Origin of the sequence: Devosia sp. BK (assembly GCF_032907385.1) — a bacterium.
In the GTDB taxonomy this organism is placed as follows: Bacteria; Pseudomonadota; Alphaproteobacteria; order Rhizobiales; family Devosiaceae; genus Devosia.
This window is the reverse complement of sequence record NZ_JAIMBX010000001.1, coordinates 1,883,958-1,898,577: the sequence shown is the minus strand read 5'-3', so window position 1 is coordinate 1,898,577 and position 14,620 is coordinate 1,883,958. Positions and strand designations below refer to the sequence as shown.

13 protein-coding genes are annotated in these 14,620 nt (G+C 62.0%); 11 read left to right on the top strand and 2 right to left on the bottom strand.

Annotated elements, in window-relative coordinates; genetic code table 11:
* Positions 1-25: 25 nt before the first annotated feature.
* Positions 26-454: a response regulator gene (locus DevBK_RS09220; protein WP_061908016.1), complete on the bottom strand. Its 429-nt coding sequence runs from the start codon at positions 452-454 to the stop codon at positions 26-28.
* A gap of 216 nt (positions 455-670) precedes the next feature.
* On the opposite strand from DevBK_RS09220, the gene DevBK_RS09215 reads away from it, so the two are divergent.
* From DevBK_RS09215 to gltX, 3 genes are all read left to right on the top strand, one after another.
* Positions 671-1,657 (top strand): hypothetical protein, encoded by a 987-nt coding sequence (locus DevBK_RS09215; protein ID WP_062630857.1) that lies wholly within the window; start codon positions 671-673, stop codon positions 1,655-1,657.
* 93 nt (positions 1,658-1,750) lie between these two features.
* Positions 1,751-3,418 carry an NAD+ synthase gene (locus tag DevBK_RS09210; RefSeq protein ID WP_317185209.1) on the top strand — a complete coding sequence of 556 codons (1,668 nt, stop codon included), beginning with the start codon at positions 1,751-1,753 and terminating at the stop codon, positions 3,416-3,418.
* Positions 3,415-4,740, top strand: a complete 1,326-nt coding sequence (gene gltX / locus DevBK_RS09205) for a glutamate--tRNA ligase (protein WP_061908019.1) — start codon at positions 3,415-3,417, stop codon at positions 4,738-4,740. The genes DevBK_RS09210 and gltX overlap by 4 nt, the downstream gene beginning before the upstream one ends.
* On the opposite strand, the gene DevBK_RS09200 is transcribed toward gltX, so the two are convergent.
* The gene (locus DevBK_RS09200) at positions 4,685-5,845 is read right to left on the bottom strand and encodes a DUF2865 domain-containing protein (protein WP_062630859.1); all 1,161 of its coding nucleotides are present in this window, start codon (positions 5,843-5,845) and stop codon (positions 4,685-4,687) included. The genes gltX and DevBK_RS09200 overlap by 56 nt on opposite strands.
* A 140-nt stretch (positions 5,846-5,985) precedes the next feature.
* On the opposite strand from DevBK_RS09200, the gene DevBK_RS09195 reads away from it, so the two are divergent.
* The 8 genes from DevBK_RS09195 to DevBK_RS09160 all read left to right on the top strand — a co-directional run bounded on the left by DevBK_RS09195 (position 5,986) and on the right by DevBK_RS09160 (position 14,550).
* Positions 5,986-6,999 carry a fumarylacetoacetate hydrolase family protein gene (locus tag DevBK_RS09195; RefSeq protein WP_317185208.1) on the top strand — a complete coding sequence of 338 codons (1,014 nt, stop codon included), beginning with the start codon at positions 5,986-5,988 and terminating at the stop codon, positions 6,997-6,999.
* 138 nt (positions 7,000-7,137) lie between these two features.
* A complete protein-coding gene (locus tag DevBK_RS09190; RefSeq protein ID WP_317185207.1) occupies positions 7,138-7,587 on the top strand; it encodes a c-type cytochrome in 450 nt (149 codons plus the stop codon).
* A 280-nt stretch (positions 7,588-7,867) separates the two neighbouring features.
* Complete coding sequence (cysS, locus tag DevBK_RS09185) at positions 7,868-9,286, top strand: cysteine--tRNA ligase (protein WP_317185206.1); 1,419 nt, start codon at positions 7,868-7,870, stop codon at positions 9,284-9,286.
* Between the two features lie 315 nt (positions 9,287-9,601).
* Positions 9,602-9,985 (top strand): VOC family protein, encoded by a 384-nt coding sequence (locus DevBK_RS09180; protein WP_317185205.1) that lies wholly within the window; start codon positions 9,602-9,604, stop codon positions 9,983-9,985.
* Complete coding sequence (locus tag DevBK_RS09175; RefSeq protein WP_061908023.1) at positions 9,972-10,445, top strand: GFA family protein; 474 nt, start codon at positions 9,972-9,974, stop codon at positions 10,443-10,445. Before DevBK_RS09180 ends, DevBK_RS09175 begins: the two co-directional genes overlap by 14 nt.
* The gene (locus tag DevBK_RS09170; RefSeq protein ID WP_317185204.1) at positions 10,445-10,945 is read left to right on the top strand and encodes a GFA family protein; all 501 of its coding nucleotides are present in this window, start codon (positions 10,445-10,447) and stop codon (positions 10,943-10,945) included. Before DevBK_RS09175 ends, DevBK_RS09170 begins: the two co-directional genes overlap by 1 nt.
* Before the next feature lie 18 nt (positions 10,946-10,963).
* Entirely contained in the window at positions 10,964-12,607 is a 1,644-nt protein-coding gene (gene cimA / locus DevBK_RS09165; protein WP_317185203.1) for a citramalate synthase, read from the top strand.
* Positions 12,608-12,753: 146 nt separating this feature from the next.
* A complete protein-coding gene (locus tag DevBK_RS09160; protein ID WP_317185202.1) occupies positions 12,754-14,550 on the top strand; it encodes a LysM peptidoglycan-binding domain-containing protein in 1,797 nt (598 codons plus the stop codon).
* Positions 14,551-14,620: the final 70 nt, after the last annotated feature.

The window sequence follows — 14,620 nt, the reverse complement described above, 5'->3', positions numbered from 1 at the left end:
GTCGTTAGATGTTTGTTTGTCTGGCTCAAGTGGCCTGTTGCGTTCCGCCACCGGGCCAATCGAAAAGACGTAAGCGTCTTGGCGGTCTCGCGTCAGCTTCAGCGCGTTTTGCCATGGCATAATCCACGACTTCGCGCAGGTCACGTTCGGCGATAGGCTTGGAGACTACCCCGATCGTGCCCGGAACGCCGGCGCCAAGTTGCGCTGGGTTGGCCGTCAGGAATATGACGCTTGCACCATGAGTCTGGGCCAGGATTTTGCCGATTTCGATGCCGGTGGGTCCATCGCGCAGGTTGAGGTCGACAAGCGCGATTTCAGCTTCGCTGGCGTGACGCAACGCGCTCTTCTTGTCAGCAGCGATGCCGATAGGCTCATGGCCCATTTCCGCGACGATCTGCTCGATCTCGGAAGCGACGAATATCTCGTCTTCAACAATGAGAACGCGACACGGCATCAAACGACAGTCTTCTGACTAATACCCATTAGACACAAACTCCTGAAGCGCAATGTGGTTGCATGCCGAAACGACGAAATCTCGACGTCGACTGTCAGGATGATCCTCGGAAGTTACCAAAGCGAAAACTTCCGGCGGACTGATTTAGCGGAACATTAACCCTAATGATCGATAAACGTTCCACGATCCAATGTTTGCGTACCAGGGGAGTTGGTGATGAAGCTCTATGCAGTCGGCGTTCTTGCAGGCCTTGCCACTGTCTCTTCTGCAACGGTATTCGCTGCTGACTATGGCGCACTCCCTCCATTGCGTCCGGCTTATCCGCAAGAGTGGGAAACCCCAGCCAGCGATCCACTCAGGATCGAACTGGGTGTGCGCTATTGGTACTCGATCGGCAAGCAGGACCACCAGATCGGCAACTATAGCCAGTCGGTCGACAGCAAGAGCCATGTTGGTGAAGTCTTCGCACGCGTCGAGGATCATTCGACCCGCTCCTACCTCGAAGCCTTCGGCGGCTACGGCGTCGCTCATGAGGGCACATACACCACCAATGGCGGTACCCCGCAGACACTACCCGCTTACCGCCTTGGCTATGCAGGCGCTGATTTTGCCTATCTCCCCTTCGGGGGGGATAGCGTCGGCCTGGGCTTCATCACAGGCTATCAGTACACCAACGATAGCCCCGATACGGGCCGAGCGAACTTCTACACGGGTGGCACGACAGAGATTGCCCCCGATATTTACAGGCTTTCGGGCGGCGACAGCAAAATCAACAATTTCGAGATTCATCAACTCAAACTGGGCCTCGCCACCAAGTTCGACACGGGTAGCTTTGACATCCTCGGCGAAGCGGCCGCCATTCCATATTCCTGGATTACCGGCACGTACGGTGCCTATCAGGGCGCACCGCTAGGTCCATACTTTGGTCAGGGGTCGGCTGCCGCCGTAAACGGTCATGCCTACGGCGCGACGGGCAAACTCATGGTTGGCTTCAAACCAACAGAAAATCTGGCGATCCGGCTTGGTGGACGTGCTACCTATTTGACCGGTCAGTATGACGTTACATACAATACGTACCAGGTGACCCAGCCGGCTACAGCGGGGGACCCACCAACGGTTTCGCAGCAGAACTACATCTCGAACAACAATCCCTTCTCGATGCTCCGCTATGGCGCGCTGCTCGAAGTCGCTGGCAGCTTCTAGTCCAGTGCTTGCTCTTGGCAGGGCCAGAGGCTAAGTCTTGCCCGCGTTCGGCCGCGGGCCGAGCGGCCCGTCCATATCCATTAGGCTGCTTCCGTGACCGACCAGCTCAGAATTGCGCTCGCCCAGCTCAATCCCAAGGTCGGCGACCTTCCAGGTAATCTCGCATTGGCGCGCAAGGCGCTGGCCGATGCCGTTTCGGCCAAGGCCAATATCCTGATGCTGTCCGAGCTTTTCCTCACCGGTTATTTCCCGGATGATCTGCTCTTCAAGCCTCAGTTTCTCGCCGATGCCAAGGCCGCCGCCGAAGCCCTGATCGCCGATACTGCCGGGACCGATGTCACATTGATCCTGCCCACCATCTGGCAGGAAAATTCCGCGCTCCACAACGCCGTGCTCGTCGCCGAAAATGGCGCGATCACCGCCAAGCGGTATAAGCGTGAACTGCCCAACAACGACGTCTTCTACGAAAAGCGCTATTTTACTGCCGGACCCTTGCCGCACCCCGTGACCATCAAGGGCGTCTCGGTCGGTATTCCGATCTGCGAGGATATCTGGCACCCCTGGGCCTGCGAACATCTGGTGCGTGAAGGTGCCGAAATCCTGCTGTGCCCCAATGGCTCGCCCTATTGGACGAACAAGCAGCACGTCCGCAAGGAACTGGTGCGCAAGCACGCTATCGAGCATGACGTCCCGCTGATCTACCTCAACCAGGTCGGTGGTCAGGACGAACTGGTTTTCGATGGCGCCTCCTTTGCCATCGCACCCGGCGACAAGCTCGTCCTCCAGGCAAAGTCCTTCGAAACCGACTTCCTTGTCTCCGATTGGCATCGAGAAGGCGAGAGCTGGACCTCGATCAATGGCCGTCTGGAAGAGTTGCCCTCGATCGACGAAGCGCCATGGCGCGCTGCCGTTCTCGGCCTGCGTGACTACGTCCATAAAAACGGCTTCAATCACGTCGTGCTCGGCCTGTCGGGTGGCATCGATAGTGCCGTCGTCGCCGCCATGGCCGTCGATGCTTTCGGACCTGAAAAAGTCCACTGCATCATGCTGCCCTATCGCTACACGTCTGAAGAGAGCCTCCGCGACGCCAAGGATTGCGCCACCCGCCTCGGCGTCCGTTACGACGTCGTCGCCATCGGTGATCCGGTCGACAACGCGCTCCGCGAGCTGGCGCCCGTATTCGGCGATCGCCCGCTCGATATCGCGGAGGAAAACATCCAGTCGCGCATGCGCGGCACGATCCTCATGGCCGTGTCCAACAAGCTCGGCTCCATGCTCCTGACCACCGGCAACAAGTCCGAAATGGGCGTCGGCTATGCCACCATCTATGGCGACATGAACGGCGGCTATAATCCGCTCAAGGACATGTTCAAGATGGAAGTCTATGCCCTTGCCGATTGGCGCAATAAGCACACGCCTGGTGATAGCCTTGGCCCGAGCGGTCAGGTCATCCCGCAATCCATCATCGACAAGGCCCCAAGTGCCGAGCTCCGCCCCGATCAAACCGATCAGGACAGCCTGCCACCCTATCCCGTGCTCGACGATATTCTCCGCTCCATCGTTGAAGAAGAGATGAGCCTCGGAGAAGTCGTTGCCCGCGGCCACGAGCCGGCTCTGGTCAAGCGTATCGAGCGCCTGCTCAATATCGCCGAATATAAGCGCCGCCAGTCCGCGCCGGGTCCGAAGCTGACCGCCCGGGCCTTCGGCCTCGGCCGCAAATATCCCATCACCAATGGTTACAAGGATCAGACCGTCGGATGACAGTCGTACGCTGGGCGCCGTCCCCCACGGGCCGCATTCACCTCGGCAATGCCCGTCCGGCGCTGCTCAACTGGTTTTTCGCCCGCCGCAATGGCGGACGTTACATCCTCCGCATGGACGACACGGACCTCGCGCGCTCGACGCGCGAATCCGCCGATGGCATCGAGGTCGATCTCGCTTGGCTCGGCGTCACGCCCGATCTCCTCGTCCGCCAGTCTGAGCGCACTGCGCTTTATGATAACGCCCGCGACCAGCTTATCGCCTCCGGCCGCCTCTACCCCGCCTACGAAACCGAAGACGAACTTGACCGCAAGCGCGCCCGCGCGCGCCTCCTCGGCAAACCACCGATCTATGATCGCGCCGCGCTCAGTCTGACGGACGAACAGAAAGCCGCCTACGAAGCCGAAGGCCGCAAACCCCATTGGCGTTTCAAGCTCGATGGTCGCCCGGTTCAATTCAACGATCTGATCAAGGGCCCGCAGACGGTCAACACCGCTTCCATGTCTGACCCGGTGCTGATCCGCGCCGACGGCTCCTATCTCTATACGCTCCCCTCCGTTGTCGACGATATCGACCTCGCGATCACCCATGTGATCCGTGGCGAGGACCACGTCTCCAACACCGGCACGCAGATCGAGATCATCGAAGCCCTGGGTGGCGCTGTCCCGACCTTTGCCCACCACAATCTTCTCACCGATGCAGCCGGCCAGGGCTTTTCCAAGCGCTTGGGCTCGCAGTCGATTTCCGATTTCCGCGATGAAGGCTACGAGCCGCTCGCCATCGCCATCATGGCGACCCTGACCGGCACCAGCATGCCGATCGAGCCCTATCCGAGCCTAGACGCCATCGCCGAAAAACTCGACTTCTCGATGATTTCGCATGGCTCGGCCCGCTTCGATCCCGCTGAACTCGACAGCCTCAACGCCCGCCTTCTCCACACCATGCCCTACGAAGAAGCGTTTCCGCGCCTCTCTTCGCTCGGGCTCGAAGGCGAAGCGATCTGGACTCTTCTGCGCGAAAACCTCGTGCGCTTCCCCGATATCGCCGAATGGTCAAAGGTCGTCACCGGCCCGATAGAGCCGGTCATTGCCAATGAAGATCAGGAATTCCTGGCTCTCGCCAAGGCTATGCTGCCGCTTGAACCTTGGGACGAAACCACCTGGTCCACTTGGACCACTGCGCTCAAGGGTGCGACCGGCCGAAAGGGCAAGGCTTTGTTCCTGCCCCTTCGCCTCGCCCTGACAGGCCGCCACGATGGCCCCGAGCTTAAGTCCCTGCTTGTCCTGCTTGGGCGTACGGCGTGTCTGGACCGACTACCCTGACAGCCTTGCCATCGAAGTGAACGATCCGCAGTTCCGCTTCTTCCGCGGTCTGATTGGCATTGGGCCGCACAGCCACTTCGCCGGGGCCTGACGGCCTCGGGCGGGGCAGGGGGACGTCGATCAGCGCCACTGAGGCAACGGCCTCGACCGGCGCTGGCGCCACAGCCTGCTGCGTCGGCACGCTGCCGCGCGGATCGCGCAGCGGCATCGGAAATTTCAGCCCATTGATGTCGAGCATCGTCCGGCCGCTGCCGCCATCGTCAGTCGCGACACTCACCGTGCCGGCCGATTGCGGCGCGACTTTGCAAGTCGCCTTGATGTCGAAATTGGTGCGATAGGCGAAGGCTGTCGGCAGGCTCGTATAGGCCGAACCCGACATATTCCGCATCTGCTCCGGCTCTTGCCCGGGATTGTCGTAATAATAGAGATCGACCTGCGTATTGGGACACATGGCCTGACATTGCTGGGCGTCATTCCCGACATATTCGGTCAGGGTCGAATAGCTGATGGGCCAGAAATAGCCGTCCGAGAGGCGCACGCACACTGTGCGGACCGTGTTGTAGCCCTGATTGCCCCAATAGTCCCCGCCGTCGATGAAATCGCCATTGGTGAAATCGCCCTCGGTGGTCGAACCGAAAACGCGGTCGAAAATCGATTGGCGATCCTGGCTGAAGGTGGCGCTCGAGCCGCCATTGCAACCAAAGCGCGCCATTTCCTGCAAAATGGCCTCGCGCTGCTGGGCGACGGCGTTGGCCGTGTCGACCGATTGCGAAACCTGCGCATAATCCTCGCGCAGCCGCAAAACTGTGCGTCCGATCTGCTGGCATTGCCGGGTTAAAACCTGGCCAGCGCGCGCCGCGTCATTGCAGCCTTCGCGAATATATTGGCTTTCCGCATTCTGCACATCGCGCTGCAATTGCTGCGCTGCCGAGGAATTGCCCCCACGCTGCCGGAAATCGCCATTGCGGTCGAACTGGCGCAGCGCGCCATTGAGCTGGTTGCACTGTGCCGATTGGGCATAGACGGTTTGCACATCGAGCGTAAACATCAGTGCTGCAAAAGCCAGCAGCAGAGGCACGCGAAGGCCGGAAAAAGATATGCGCACGAAATGGTCCTGTTCGGCGGCCGCAACCTGTGGCCATGTCTCGCCCTTAAGACATCGCTAGGGCAAGTTGCAACACTATAACAATGCCTGACCGCGCCGGTAGCGCTGCCGGGCAACACATAAAGGGAGATCGTTCGCTCATGAAACTCGCTACCCTGCGCGCCAACCGTCCGGATGGCCAATTGGTCGTGGTCTCCAACGATCTCACCCGCTGCGTGTCCGCCGGCCGCATTGCTCCAACGCTGCAGGCCGCGCTCGATGATTGGCAGCGCGTGTCGCCCGAGCTTTCGGCGCTTTCGGCCCAGCTCGACAAAGGCGAAATCGCCGGTCAACCCTTCGAACCCACTACTGCGCTCGCCCCCCTCCCGCGCGCCTATCAGTGGATCGACGGCGCGGGCTATATGAGCCACCTCGAACGCGTCCGGTCGCTCAAGGGCAGCCGCGATGCGGAGCTACAATCGGTGCGCCCCTTGATCTACCAGGGCGGCTCCGATTCGCTTTCCGCCGCCACCGATCCCATCGTCATCCCCGAAGATGATCTCGCGCTTGATTTCGAAGTCGAGCTCGCCGCCATTATCGGCCCCGTGCCCATGCGTCCGAGCCGCGAGCAGGCCGCCGCCGCCATTCGCCTGATCACGGTCTGCAACGACGTTTCTCTCCGCCGCCTCGTCGCCGATGATCTACAAAACGGCTTTGGGTTCTTCCATTCCAAGCCCTCGACCTCATTCGCTCCCGTCGTCGTCACCCCCGATACGCTCGGCGATCGCTGGCGCGACAACAAGCTCCATCTCCCCATTCGCGTTGAGGTCAACGGCACGCTCTACGGCCAACCCAATGCCGGCGTCGATGTCCACTTCGATTTCGTCGATCTCATCATCGAGGCCGCCCGCACCCGCCAGTTGACCGCCGGCACCATTATCGGCTCGGGCACCATCGCCAACCACCACGACGCGACGCTCCCCATCAAGGAAGACGGCATTGGCTTTGGCTGCATCGCCGAAGCGCGCACCGCCGAAAAGGTGAAATTCGGCAAAGCCCGCACGCCCTTCCTCAAGCCCGGCGATAGTGTCCGCATCGCCGCGATTGGCGCCGGCAATCGCTCGGTTTTCGGCGATATCCGGCAGACCGTCGTGGCACTTTCGCCGCGTCCCTAATTCGGTAACATTCCCGTGTTGACGTTGGGAGCGTCAACTCCGCGTGCCACTGTCGCATTGTCGAGTGGGGGAGCTTGGCGAACTCACTGGCCGTTGGAGCGGCTGATTCATATCAATCACTTTGAGGGTGCAGTTTTGATGGTCCGTTCGAAGTTCTCCGGTATTGCCATAGCCGCCTTGCTCGCTGCAGGCACGGTCGCGGTTGTGGCCCAGGACGCTTTTACGCCTCCGGCGACGCCTGAAGAGGCTGTCACCGTTCGCGAGGCGATGATGAAAGAAAATGGCGGCATCCTGCGCCAGGCCGGCAACCTCACCGGTGCTGATGCCGTCGCGGCCATGACGACCCTGCGCGACAACTATAGCCACATTCCGGCGCTCTTCCCCGAGGGCTCCAATGTCGGTGAATCCGAAGCACTTCCCGCCATCTGGGAGAATTGGGAAGCTTTCACCGCCATCGCCGATGCCGGCGTGACCGCTGCAGAACAGGGTATCGCAGCCGCCGAAGCTGGCGATGCCGCAGCCTATACCGAAGCCGTCAAGGCCATCGGCGCCACCTGTGGCCAGTGCCACCAGCAATTCCGGAGCTAACCCGTACGGGTTAGTTAACTCCACAAAGATCGTCCCTTGGGATGATGTTCGCCTCCAAAGCGAAATGGGCGGCCTTCGGGTCGCCCTCTTTTCTTTTGGCTCTTGATTTATTTGGCCCGCCCGGCCAATCTCCGCTCATGAAGACCAAGTGCACCATTATCGCCTGCATTATTACCTGCTAACCCAAGCGTTGGCGGAGCAGTCTTCTTCATCCAAAATTCTCTGAAGATAGAGGCCTCCCGCCAGAGCCCCAATGTGTCTGGCCCACAAGGACCTCTCGATGACCACGGCAAAGCCGCAGATCAGCCTCTACAACACGCTCACCCGCACCAAGGCGCCCTTCGCGCCCATGGATGCGAACAATGTGCGCATGTATGTCTGCGGCCCGACGGTCTATGACTTCGCCCATATCGGCAATGCCCGCCCGGTCATCGTCTTCGACGTGCTCTTCCGTATGCTGCGCCACGTCTATGGCGAGAGCCACGTCACCTATGTGCGCAACATCACGGACGTCGATGACAAGATCAACGCCCGCGCCCTGCGCGATTTCCCCGATCTGCCGCTCAACGAGGCCATCCGAAAAGTCACAGAAAAGACCGAGAACCAGTTCCTCGCCGACGTGAAGGCGCTCGGCACGCTCGCGCCTACGCACCAGCCGCGCGCCACCGAAAACATCACCGAGATGCAGACCCTGATCTCCTCGCTGATTGAAAAAAACCATGCCTACAATGCCAATGGCGAAGTGCTCTTCCGCACCCGTTCCATGGCCGACTATGGCCAGCTCTCCGGCCGTAATCTGGAAGACAATCTCGCCGGCGCCCGCATCGCGGTCGAAGCCCACAAGGAAGATCCGGCCGATTTCGTGCTCTGGAAGCTGTCCTCCGAAACCGAACCCGGCTGGGACAGCCCTTGGGGCCGCGGCCGCCCTGGCTGGCATATCGAATGCTCCGCCATGTCCGAGCGTTACCTCGGGAAGACCTTCGACATCCATGGCGGCGGCCTCGACCTGATCTTCCCGCACCACGAAAACGAGATAGCCCAATCCCGCTGCGCCCATGGCACTCACGCCATGGCCAATGTCTGGATGCACAACGGTTTTCTCCAGGTCGAAGGACAGAAAATGTCCAAGAGCCTCGGGAATTTCGTCACCATCAACGAACTCCTCGAAACCGGCGCCATGGGCGGCCGCGCCTGGATCGGCGAAGTCCTGCGCCTCGCCATGCTCATGACCCACTATCGCGAGCCCATCGACTTCACGGTCAAACGCCTGGAAGAAGCCGAAACCAAACTCCGCGACTGGCAACGCGCCGCCCGCGGCGCCACCGTGACCGAAGGCGACGAGCCCGACGCCTCCGTCGTCAACGAACTCGCCGACGACCTCAACTTCCACCGCGCCAGCGTCGCCCTCGATTTCATCGCTAAGAAAGCCAACCGCGAAGAAGGCAACGCGAAACACTGCCTCGCCGCCACCCTAAAATTCCTCGGCTTCAGCCTCGACAGCCTCCTCGACTCCAACGACGGCTGGGAAGCCCCCGCCCACATCGCCAACGCCATCGCCACCCGCCTCGACGCCCTCAACGCCAAGGATTTCGCCAAAGCCGACGCCATCCGCAACGAACTGGCAGAGCAGGGCGTAGCCCTGCTCGACTACAAGGATGAGAATGGCCAGCGGGCGACCAAGTGGGAAGTGAAGAGGTGAGCACAGAACACCCCTCATCCGTCGCTGCGCGCCACCTTCTCCCACAAGGGGAGAAGGAAGGTTCGGTGTTTGTCGATAGATCTCTCACACCCGCCAGCCCCCCTTCTCCCCTCGTGGGAGAAGGTGCCCGAAGGGCGGATGAGGGGCTTCGTGTCGTGCCGCAGGCAAATTTGCTCCGGTGGAGCAAATTTAGGCGAGAAGGCCATGAGAGCTACGCTCGAATGGCGGGGCTGCTGTGGAATTTTTTCGTTCTCCTGACACCCCCTGTCATCACCCACCCGTCCTCATGGCCTCCTCACCAAAGGAGTCTCCCCCATGCTTGATCACGTCGGAATTCTCGTCGCAGACTGGACCAAATCCCGCGCCTTCTACGACGCCGCTTTTGCCCCCCTCGGCTACACCATGCTTGCCGAAGTCTCGGAGCAATTCACCGGCGGCGTGAAAGTCGGCGGCTATGGCAAGGACAAGCCCGATTTCTGGCTGACCGAAAGCCAGGACGTCGGCCCCGGCCGCCACTATGCCTTCGCCGCCGCCGATCATGCCGCAGTCGACGCCTTCTATGCCGCAGCCATGGCCAATGGCGGTCGCGACAATGGCGGCCCCGGTCCGCGGCCGCATTATCACGAGCATTATTACGGTGCCTTCGTCATCGATCCCGATGGCAACAATGTCGAAGCGGTGTGTCATGCCCCCAAGTGAAGAACACGCCGGTGGTTGCCAGTGTGGCGCGGTGCGTTTCCGCGTCACCCGGCTCGGCCGGCCCTCGATCTGCCATTGCCGCATGTGCCAAAAGGCCTTTGGCGGCTTCTTTGGCCCGCTGGTCACGGCGCACAATGCTGCCTGGACCCGGGGCGAACCCAAATGGTTCCAGAGCTCCAACGCCGCCCGCCGCGCCTTTTGCGGCGAGTGCGGCACCCCGCTCGCCTATGAAACCCGCTTCGGCCTCGAACTCGCTATTGGCGCTTTCGACGACCCGACCGTTGCCGCCCCCGAAATCCAGGTCAACCCACACGACAAGCTGCCGTTTTTCGATGACCTGACCAAAATCCCCGTCCGCCACGAAGTCAGCGACGAGTGGCGCGATTTTCTCACTGGCATCCATTCCAATCAGCACCCTGATCACGACACCGCCGATTGGCCGCCCAAGGACGAAATCTGATGGACCGCTACACAATGGACGTCAGCGGCGGCTGCCAATGCGGCGCTGTGCGCTATCACGCAACGGAAATGTTCGACAACGCCCACATCTGTCATTGCCGCATGTGCCAAAAGGCCGTCGGCAATATCTTTGCCGCCCTCGTCGCGGCTCCACGCGAAGTCATCACCTGGACCCGCGGCACGCCCGCGCGCTTTCGCTCCTCCGATCACGTCGATCGCGGCTTCTGCAGCCAATGCGGCACGCCCCTGTTTTACGAGGACATCACTGGCAACCGCGTGAATTTCACCATCGGTTCGCTCGATCACCCAGAGCTGTTCCCGCCCCACATGAATGATGGCAACGAAGCGCGCGTGCCCTGGTTCGATACCTTGCCCACGCTTGCGCATGGCGGCGAAACCGGCACAGGGGACGACGACAACGCCTCTTGGGCCGCCGCAATCGCCGCTTCCAACCACCAGCACCCCGACCACGACACGGCCACCTGGCCACCAAAAACCTAAAAAGACTAGAGACCAAAAATGTCCCGAGACCGCCTCTACCTTTTCGACACGACCCTGCGCGATGGCGCGCAGACGGCCGGCGTAGAATTCTCGCTCGAGGACAAGATCGCCATTATTGGTCTCCTGGAGGAGCTCGGCGTCGACTATATCGAGGGCGGCTATCCCGGTGCCAATCCCGTTGATACGGCCTTTTTCGAAGAGAAGCGCACGAAGAAGGCCACTTTTACCGCCTTCGGCATGACCAAGCGGGCAGGGCGCTCCGCTGAAAACGACCCTGGGGTCCAAGCCCTCGTCAATTCCGCCGCCGCCGCAACCTGTTTCGTCGCCAAGGCCTGGGATTATCAGGTTGAACTCGCCCTCGGCTCCACCACAGACGAACATCTTGAAGGCCTAGCGGACACCGTGCGCAGCGCTACTGCCGCCGGCAAGGAAGTGCTCATCGATCTCGAACACTTCTTCGATGGTTTTAAAGCCAATCCCGAATACGCGCTCTCCTGCGTCACGACGGCCCTCGATGCCGGCGCCCGCTGGGTTGTCCTCTGTGACACCAATGGCGGCACCATGCCGGCCGAAATCCGAACCATCGTCGGCACGGTCCTCAAATTCGCGCCCGGCGACAAGCTCGGCATCCACCCGCACGACGATACCGGCCAAGCCGTCGCCAATGCGCTGGCCGCCGTCGAAGCCGGCGTTCGTCAGGTCCAGGGCACGCTCAATGGCCTCGGCGAGCGTTGCGGCAATGCCAATCTGATCACCCTGATCCCGACGCTGGTCCTAAAACCCTATTACGCCGAGCGCTTCGAAACCGGCATCACGCCAGCCCATCTCGAACGCCTCACCCACATTTCCCGCGCCTTCGACGATCGCCTCAACCGTGCCCCCGCACGCCAGGCGCCCTATGTCGGCGCCGCTGCTTTCGCCACCAAGGCCGGCATCCACGCTTCGGCCCTTCTCAAGGATTTTTCGACCTACGAGCACGTGCCGCCCGAAACCGTGGGCAACGAACGCGCCATCATGGTCTCCCAGCAGGCCGGAAAATCCAACCTGCTCACCGCCCTCGCGCGCCACGATATCACCCTCGAAAAAGACGATCCCCGCCTCGAAAAGCTTCTCGCCACGGTCAAGCAACGCGAAGCCCGCGGCTATTCCTATGACGGCGCCGATGCGTCCTTCGCCGTCCTCGCCCGCTCCGTCCTTGGCACGCTGCCAAGCTTTTTCGACGTCGAACACTATCGCGCCATGGTCGAGCGCCGCCACAATGCCCAGGGCGAAGAGATCACCGTCACCGAGGCTGTCGTAAAAGTCCGCGTTGCGGGCGAATTGCTGATGTCCGTTGCCGAAGGCAATGGCCCCGTCAACGCGCTCGATCAGGCCTTGCGAAAAGATCTCGGCATCTATTCTGCCCGGATCGAAGATCTTGAACTCGTCGATTTCAAGGTCCGTATCCTCGACGGCGGCACGGGCGCGGTCACCCGTGTACTGGTCGAGAGCAAGGACGGCACCGGCGAGCGTTGGACGACGATCGGTGTTTCTTCCAACATCATTGATGCGTCCTTTGAAGCTCTGTATGAATCAATCACATACAAGCTGTTGAAGACTGAGGCGGTGCAGTCGACCACAGTGATGGCGACTTCTCGGCCGGTGCAAAAAGCCACCGGCTGACAACCGTCCGGGAGGACAAACTGGCCGAAACTGCTCCAAAACGCCCACTTGCTCTCACCATTGGGGCAGTCGCCGTCACGTTACTTGTCATCCTCGGCATTTTCGCCGCGCCCACCATTTCAACCTGCTTCAATAGTCCCGATGGCATGGGTCAGTGCATCAGGGGCAAGTTCACCGAAGCCGGCCTCTTCCCGCCCGCGCCCGTCACCGAAGTTGCCGAAACCACAACGCCGGCGGCTCCAACGGAAACGCCCGCCACGCCTACCGAACCCGAAGGCGAGTTGACGGCGCCAGCGCTCGACGTCACCCCGCCGGCCGAAACCACGCCCGAAGTGCCGCAGGGCATCGTTGCGGCCACCTTCGGCCTTCTCCGCGCCGAGCCCGATGGCTCCGTCGTCATCGCCGGCAGCGGCCAGCCCGGCAGCGAAGTGGACGTCTTTTCCGACGACAAGCTTATCGGCACGGCAAAAGTGGAATCCTCAGGCGATTGGGTCCTCGTGCCCGATAGCCCACTGCCAACAGGCGGCGTTGAAATCACCCTTGCCGAACACGGCAAGACCGAGCGCGCCGATCAGTCTTTCGTCGTCGTCGTCGATGACGACAAAACCACCCAGCCGCTCGTCGTCGCCAGCACACCGGGCCAGGCCAGCGAAATCCTCCAGGGCCTTGATCGCCCGGCAGCGACCGCCGTCGCCGCCGCGCCCGAAGTGACACAGCCAGCAGCCGCAACGCCGGAAACCGAACCCGCACCAATGGACGTCGCCGAAGCGCCCGCCGTGACACCTCCAGCACCCGCTACCACCACACCAGAGCCCACCGCGTCCCCGGCTCCCGTTGCAACACCGGCACCCGCTGCCCCACCAGCAGTGCCGGCCGAAGCCGCCACCCCGCCGGCAGAGCTAGCCTCACCGGCTGCCCCTGAGGCCGCACCTGCCGCGCCCGCTCAGCCAGCAGCGACTGCCCCTGCGCCAAATACTCCCGCACCAACGGCCCCGGCCGCCGCTCCAAGCACCACGCCCCCGGCCGCGCAGACAGCAGAAACGCAACCCGCGCCGGCAACGCCAGCTGCTCCGGCAACCACACCCGCGCCCGTTGCTCCTGCAGCAACCCCACCCGCCGCCCCCGCCGCCCCTCAAGTCGCTGACGTCCCGCCCACCATCGACGCCATTGAAGTCGAAGGCGCCCGCACCTTCTTCGCCGGCAGCGGCCCCGAGGGGCGCACCGTCCGCCTTTATGTGGATGATACCTTCGTCGCCGATTCCAAGGTCGAAGGCGGTCGCTGGCTGGTCGAAGCTGGCCCCGTCCTCTCCGCCCCCAGCCAGCGCGTCCGCGCCGACCTCCTCGGCGCCAACTCCTCGGACGTCGTCGCCCGCGCCGAAGTCGATTTCGTCGTCGATGAACCTGCAGGGCAGGGCACCGAGACTGCCGTCGCCAGCGCTGACACCTCGACCACCGCTCCGACCGCCACATCGCAGCCGGCTCCAACGCCTGCAGTGGAGCCGTCCACCACTGCGGCCACCGAGCCCGCTACCTCGGAAACGCCTACGCCAGCAGCAGAGCCAACTGCTCCCGCTGCCGCCGCCAGCACAGAGACCCCCGCGACATCCGCCGCCGATGCTGACACACTCGCCACGACGACTGAACCCGAGGCGCCTGCGCCTGCCACCTCCGTCGGAACCGCAGAAACCCCAACGCCTGCTCCCGCGCAACCCGCCGCCGAGCCTGCCGTCCCCACCATGGTCGCCGTCTCCGTCGGCGGCCCTGATGCCCAGCGCTTCGCCTCCGGCAAAGCCATCATCCGCCGCGGCGACAATCTTTGGACCATCGCCCGCCGCGTCTATGGCGAGGGCATCAAATATACCACCATCTACGACGCCAATACCGGCCAGATCCGCGACCCCGACCGCATCTACCCCGGCCAGGTTTTCAGCCTCCCCCAATAAGAAATGGCGCCCCCGGGCGCCATTTTCGTTTGACGCGGACATTCACATCACCCCCTCCCGACCTCCCCCA

What these genes read in the sequence shown, in the direction of transcription:
- DevBK_RS09220 (WP_061908016.1), bottom strand. Translation starts at nt 454, where the DNA reads ATGCCGTGTCGCGTTCTCATTGTTGAAGACGAGATATTCGTCGCTTCC.
- DevBK_RS09215 (WP_062630857.1), top strand. Translation starts at nt 671, where the DNA reads ATGAAGCTCTATGCAGTCGGCGTTCTTGCAGGCCTTGCCACTGTCTCT.
- gltX (WP_061908019.1), top strand. Translation starts at nt 3,415, where the DNA reads ATGACAGTCGTACGCTGGGCGCCGTCCCCCACGGGCCGCATTCACCTC.
- DevBK_RS09195 (WP_317185208.1), top strand. Translation starts at nt 5,986, where the DNA reads ATGAAACTCGCTACCCTGCGCGCCAACCGTCCGGATGGCCAATTGGTC.
- DevBK_RS09190 (WP_317185207.1), top strand. Translation starts at nt 7,138, where the DNA reads ATGGTCCGTTCGAAGTTCTCCGGTATTGCCATAGCCGCCTTGCTCGCT.
- cysS (WP_317185206.1), top strand. Translation starts at nt 7,868, where the DNA reads ATGACCACGGCAAAGCCGCAGATCAGCCTCTACAACACGCTCACCCGC.
- DevBK_RS09180 (WP_317185205.1), top strand. Translation starts at nt 9,602, where the DNA reads ATGCTTGATCACGTCGGAATTCTCGTCGCAGACTGGACCAAATCCCGC.
- DevBK_RS09175 (WP_061908023.1), top strand. Translation starts at nt 9,972, where the DNA reads ATGCCCCCAAGTGAAGAACACGCCGGTGGTTGCCAGTGTGGCGCGGTG.
- DevBK_RS09170 (WP_317185204.1), top strand. Translation starts at nt 10,445, where the DNA reads ATGGACCGCTACACAATGGACGTCAGCGGCGGCTGCCAATGCGGCGCT.
- cimA (WP_317185203.1), top strand. Translation starts at nt 10,964, where the DNA reads ATGTCCCGAGACCGCCTCTACCTTTTCGACACGACCCTGCGCGATGGC.
- DevBK_RS09160 (WP_317185202.1), top strand. Translation starts at nt 12,754, where the DNA reads ATGGGTCAGTGCATCAGGGGCAAGTTCACCGAAGCCGGCCTCTTCCCG.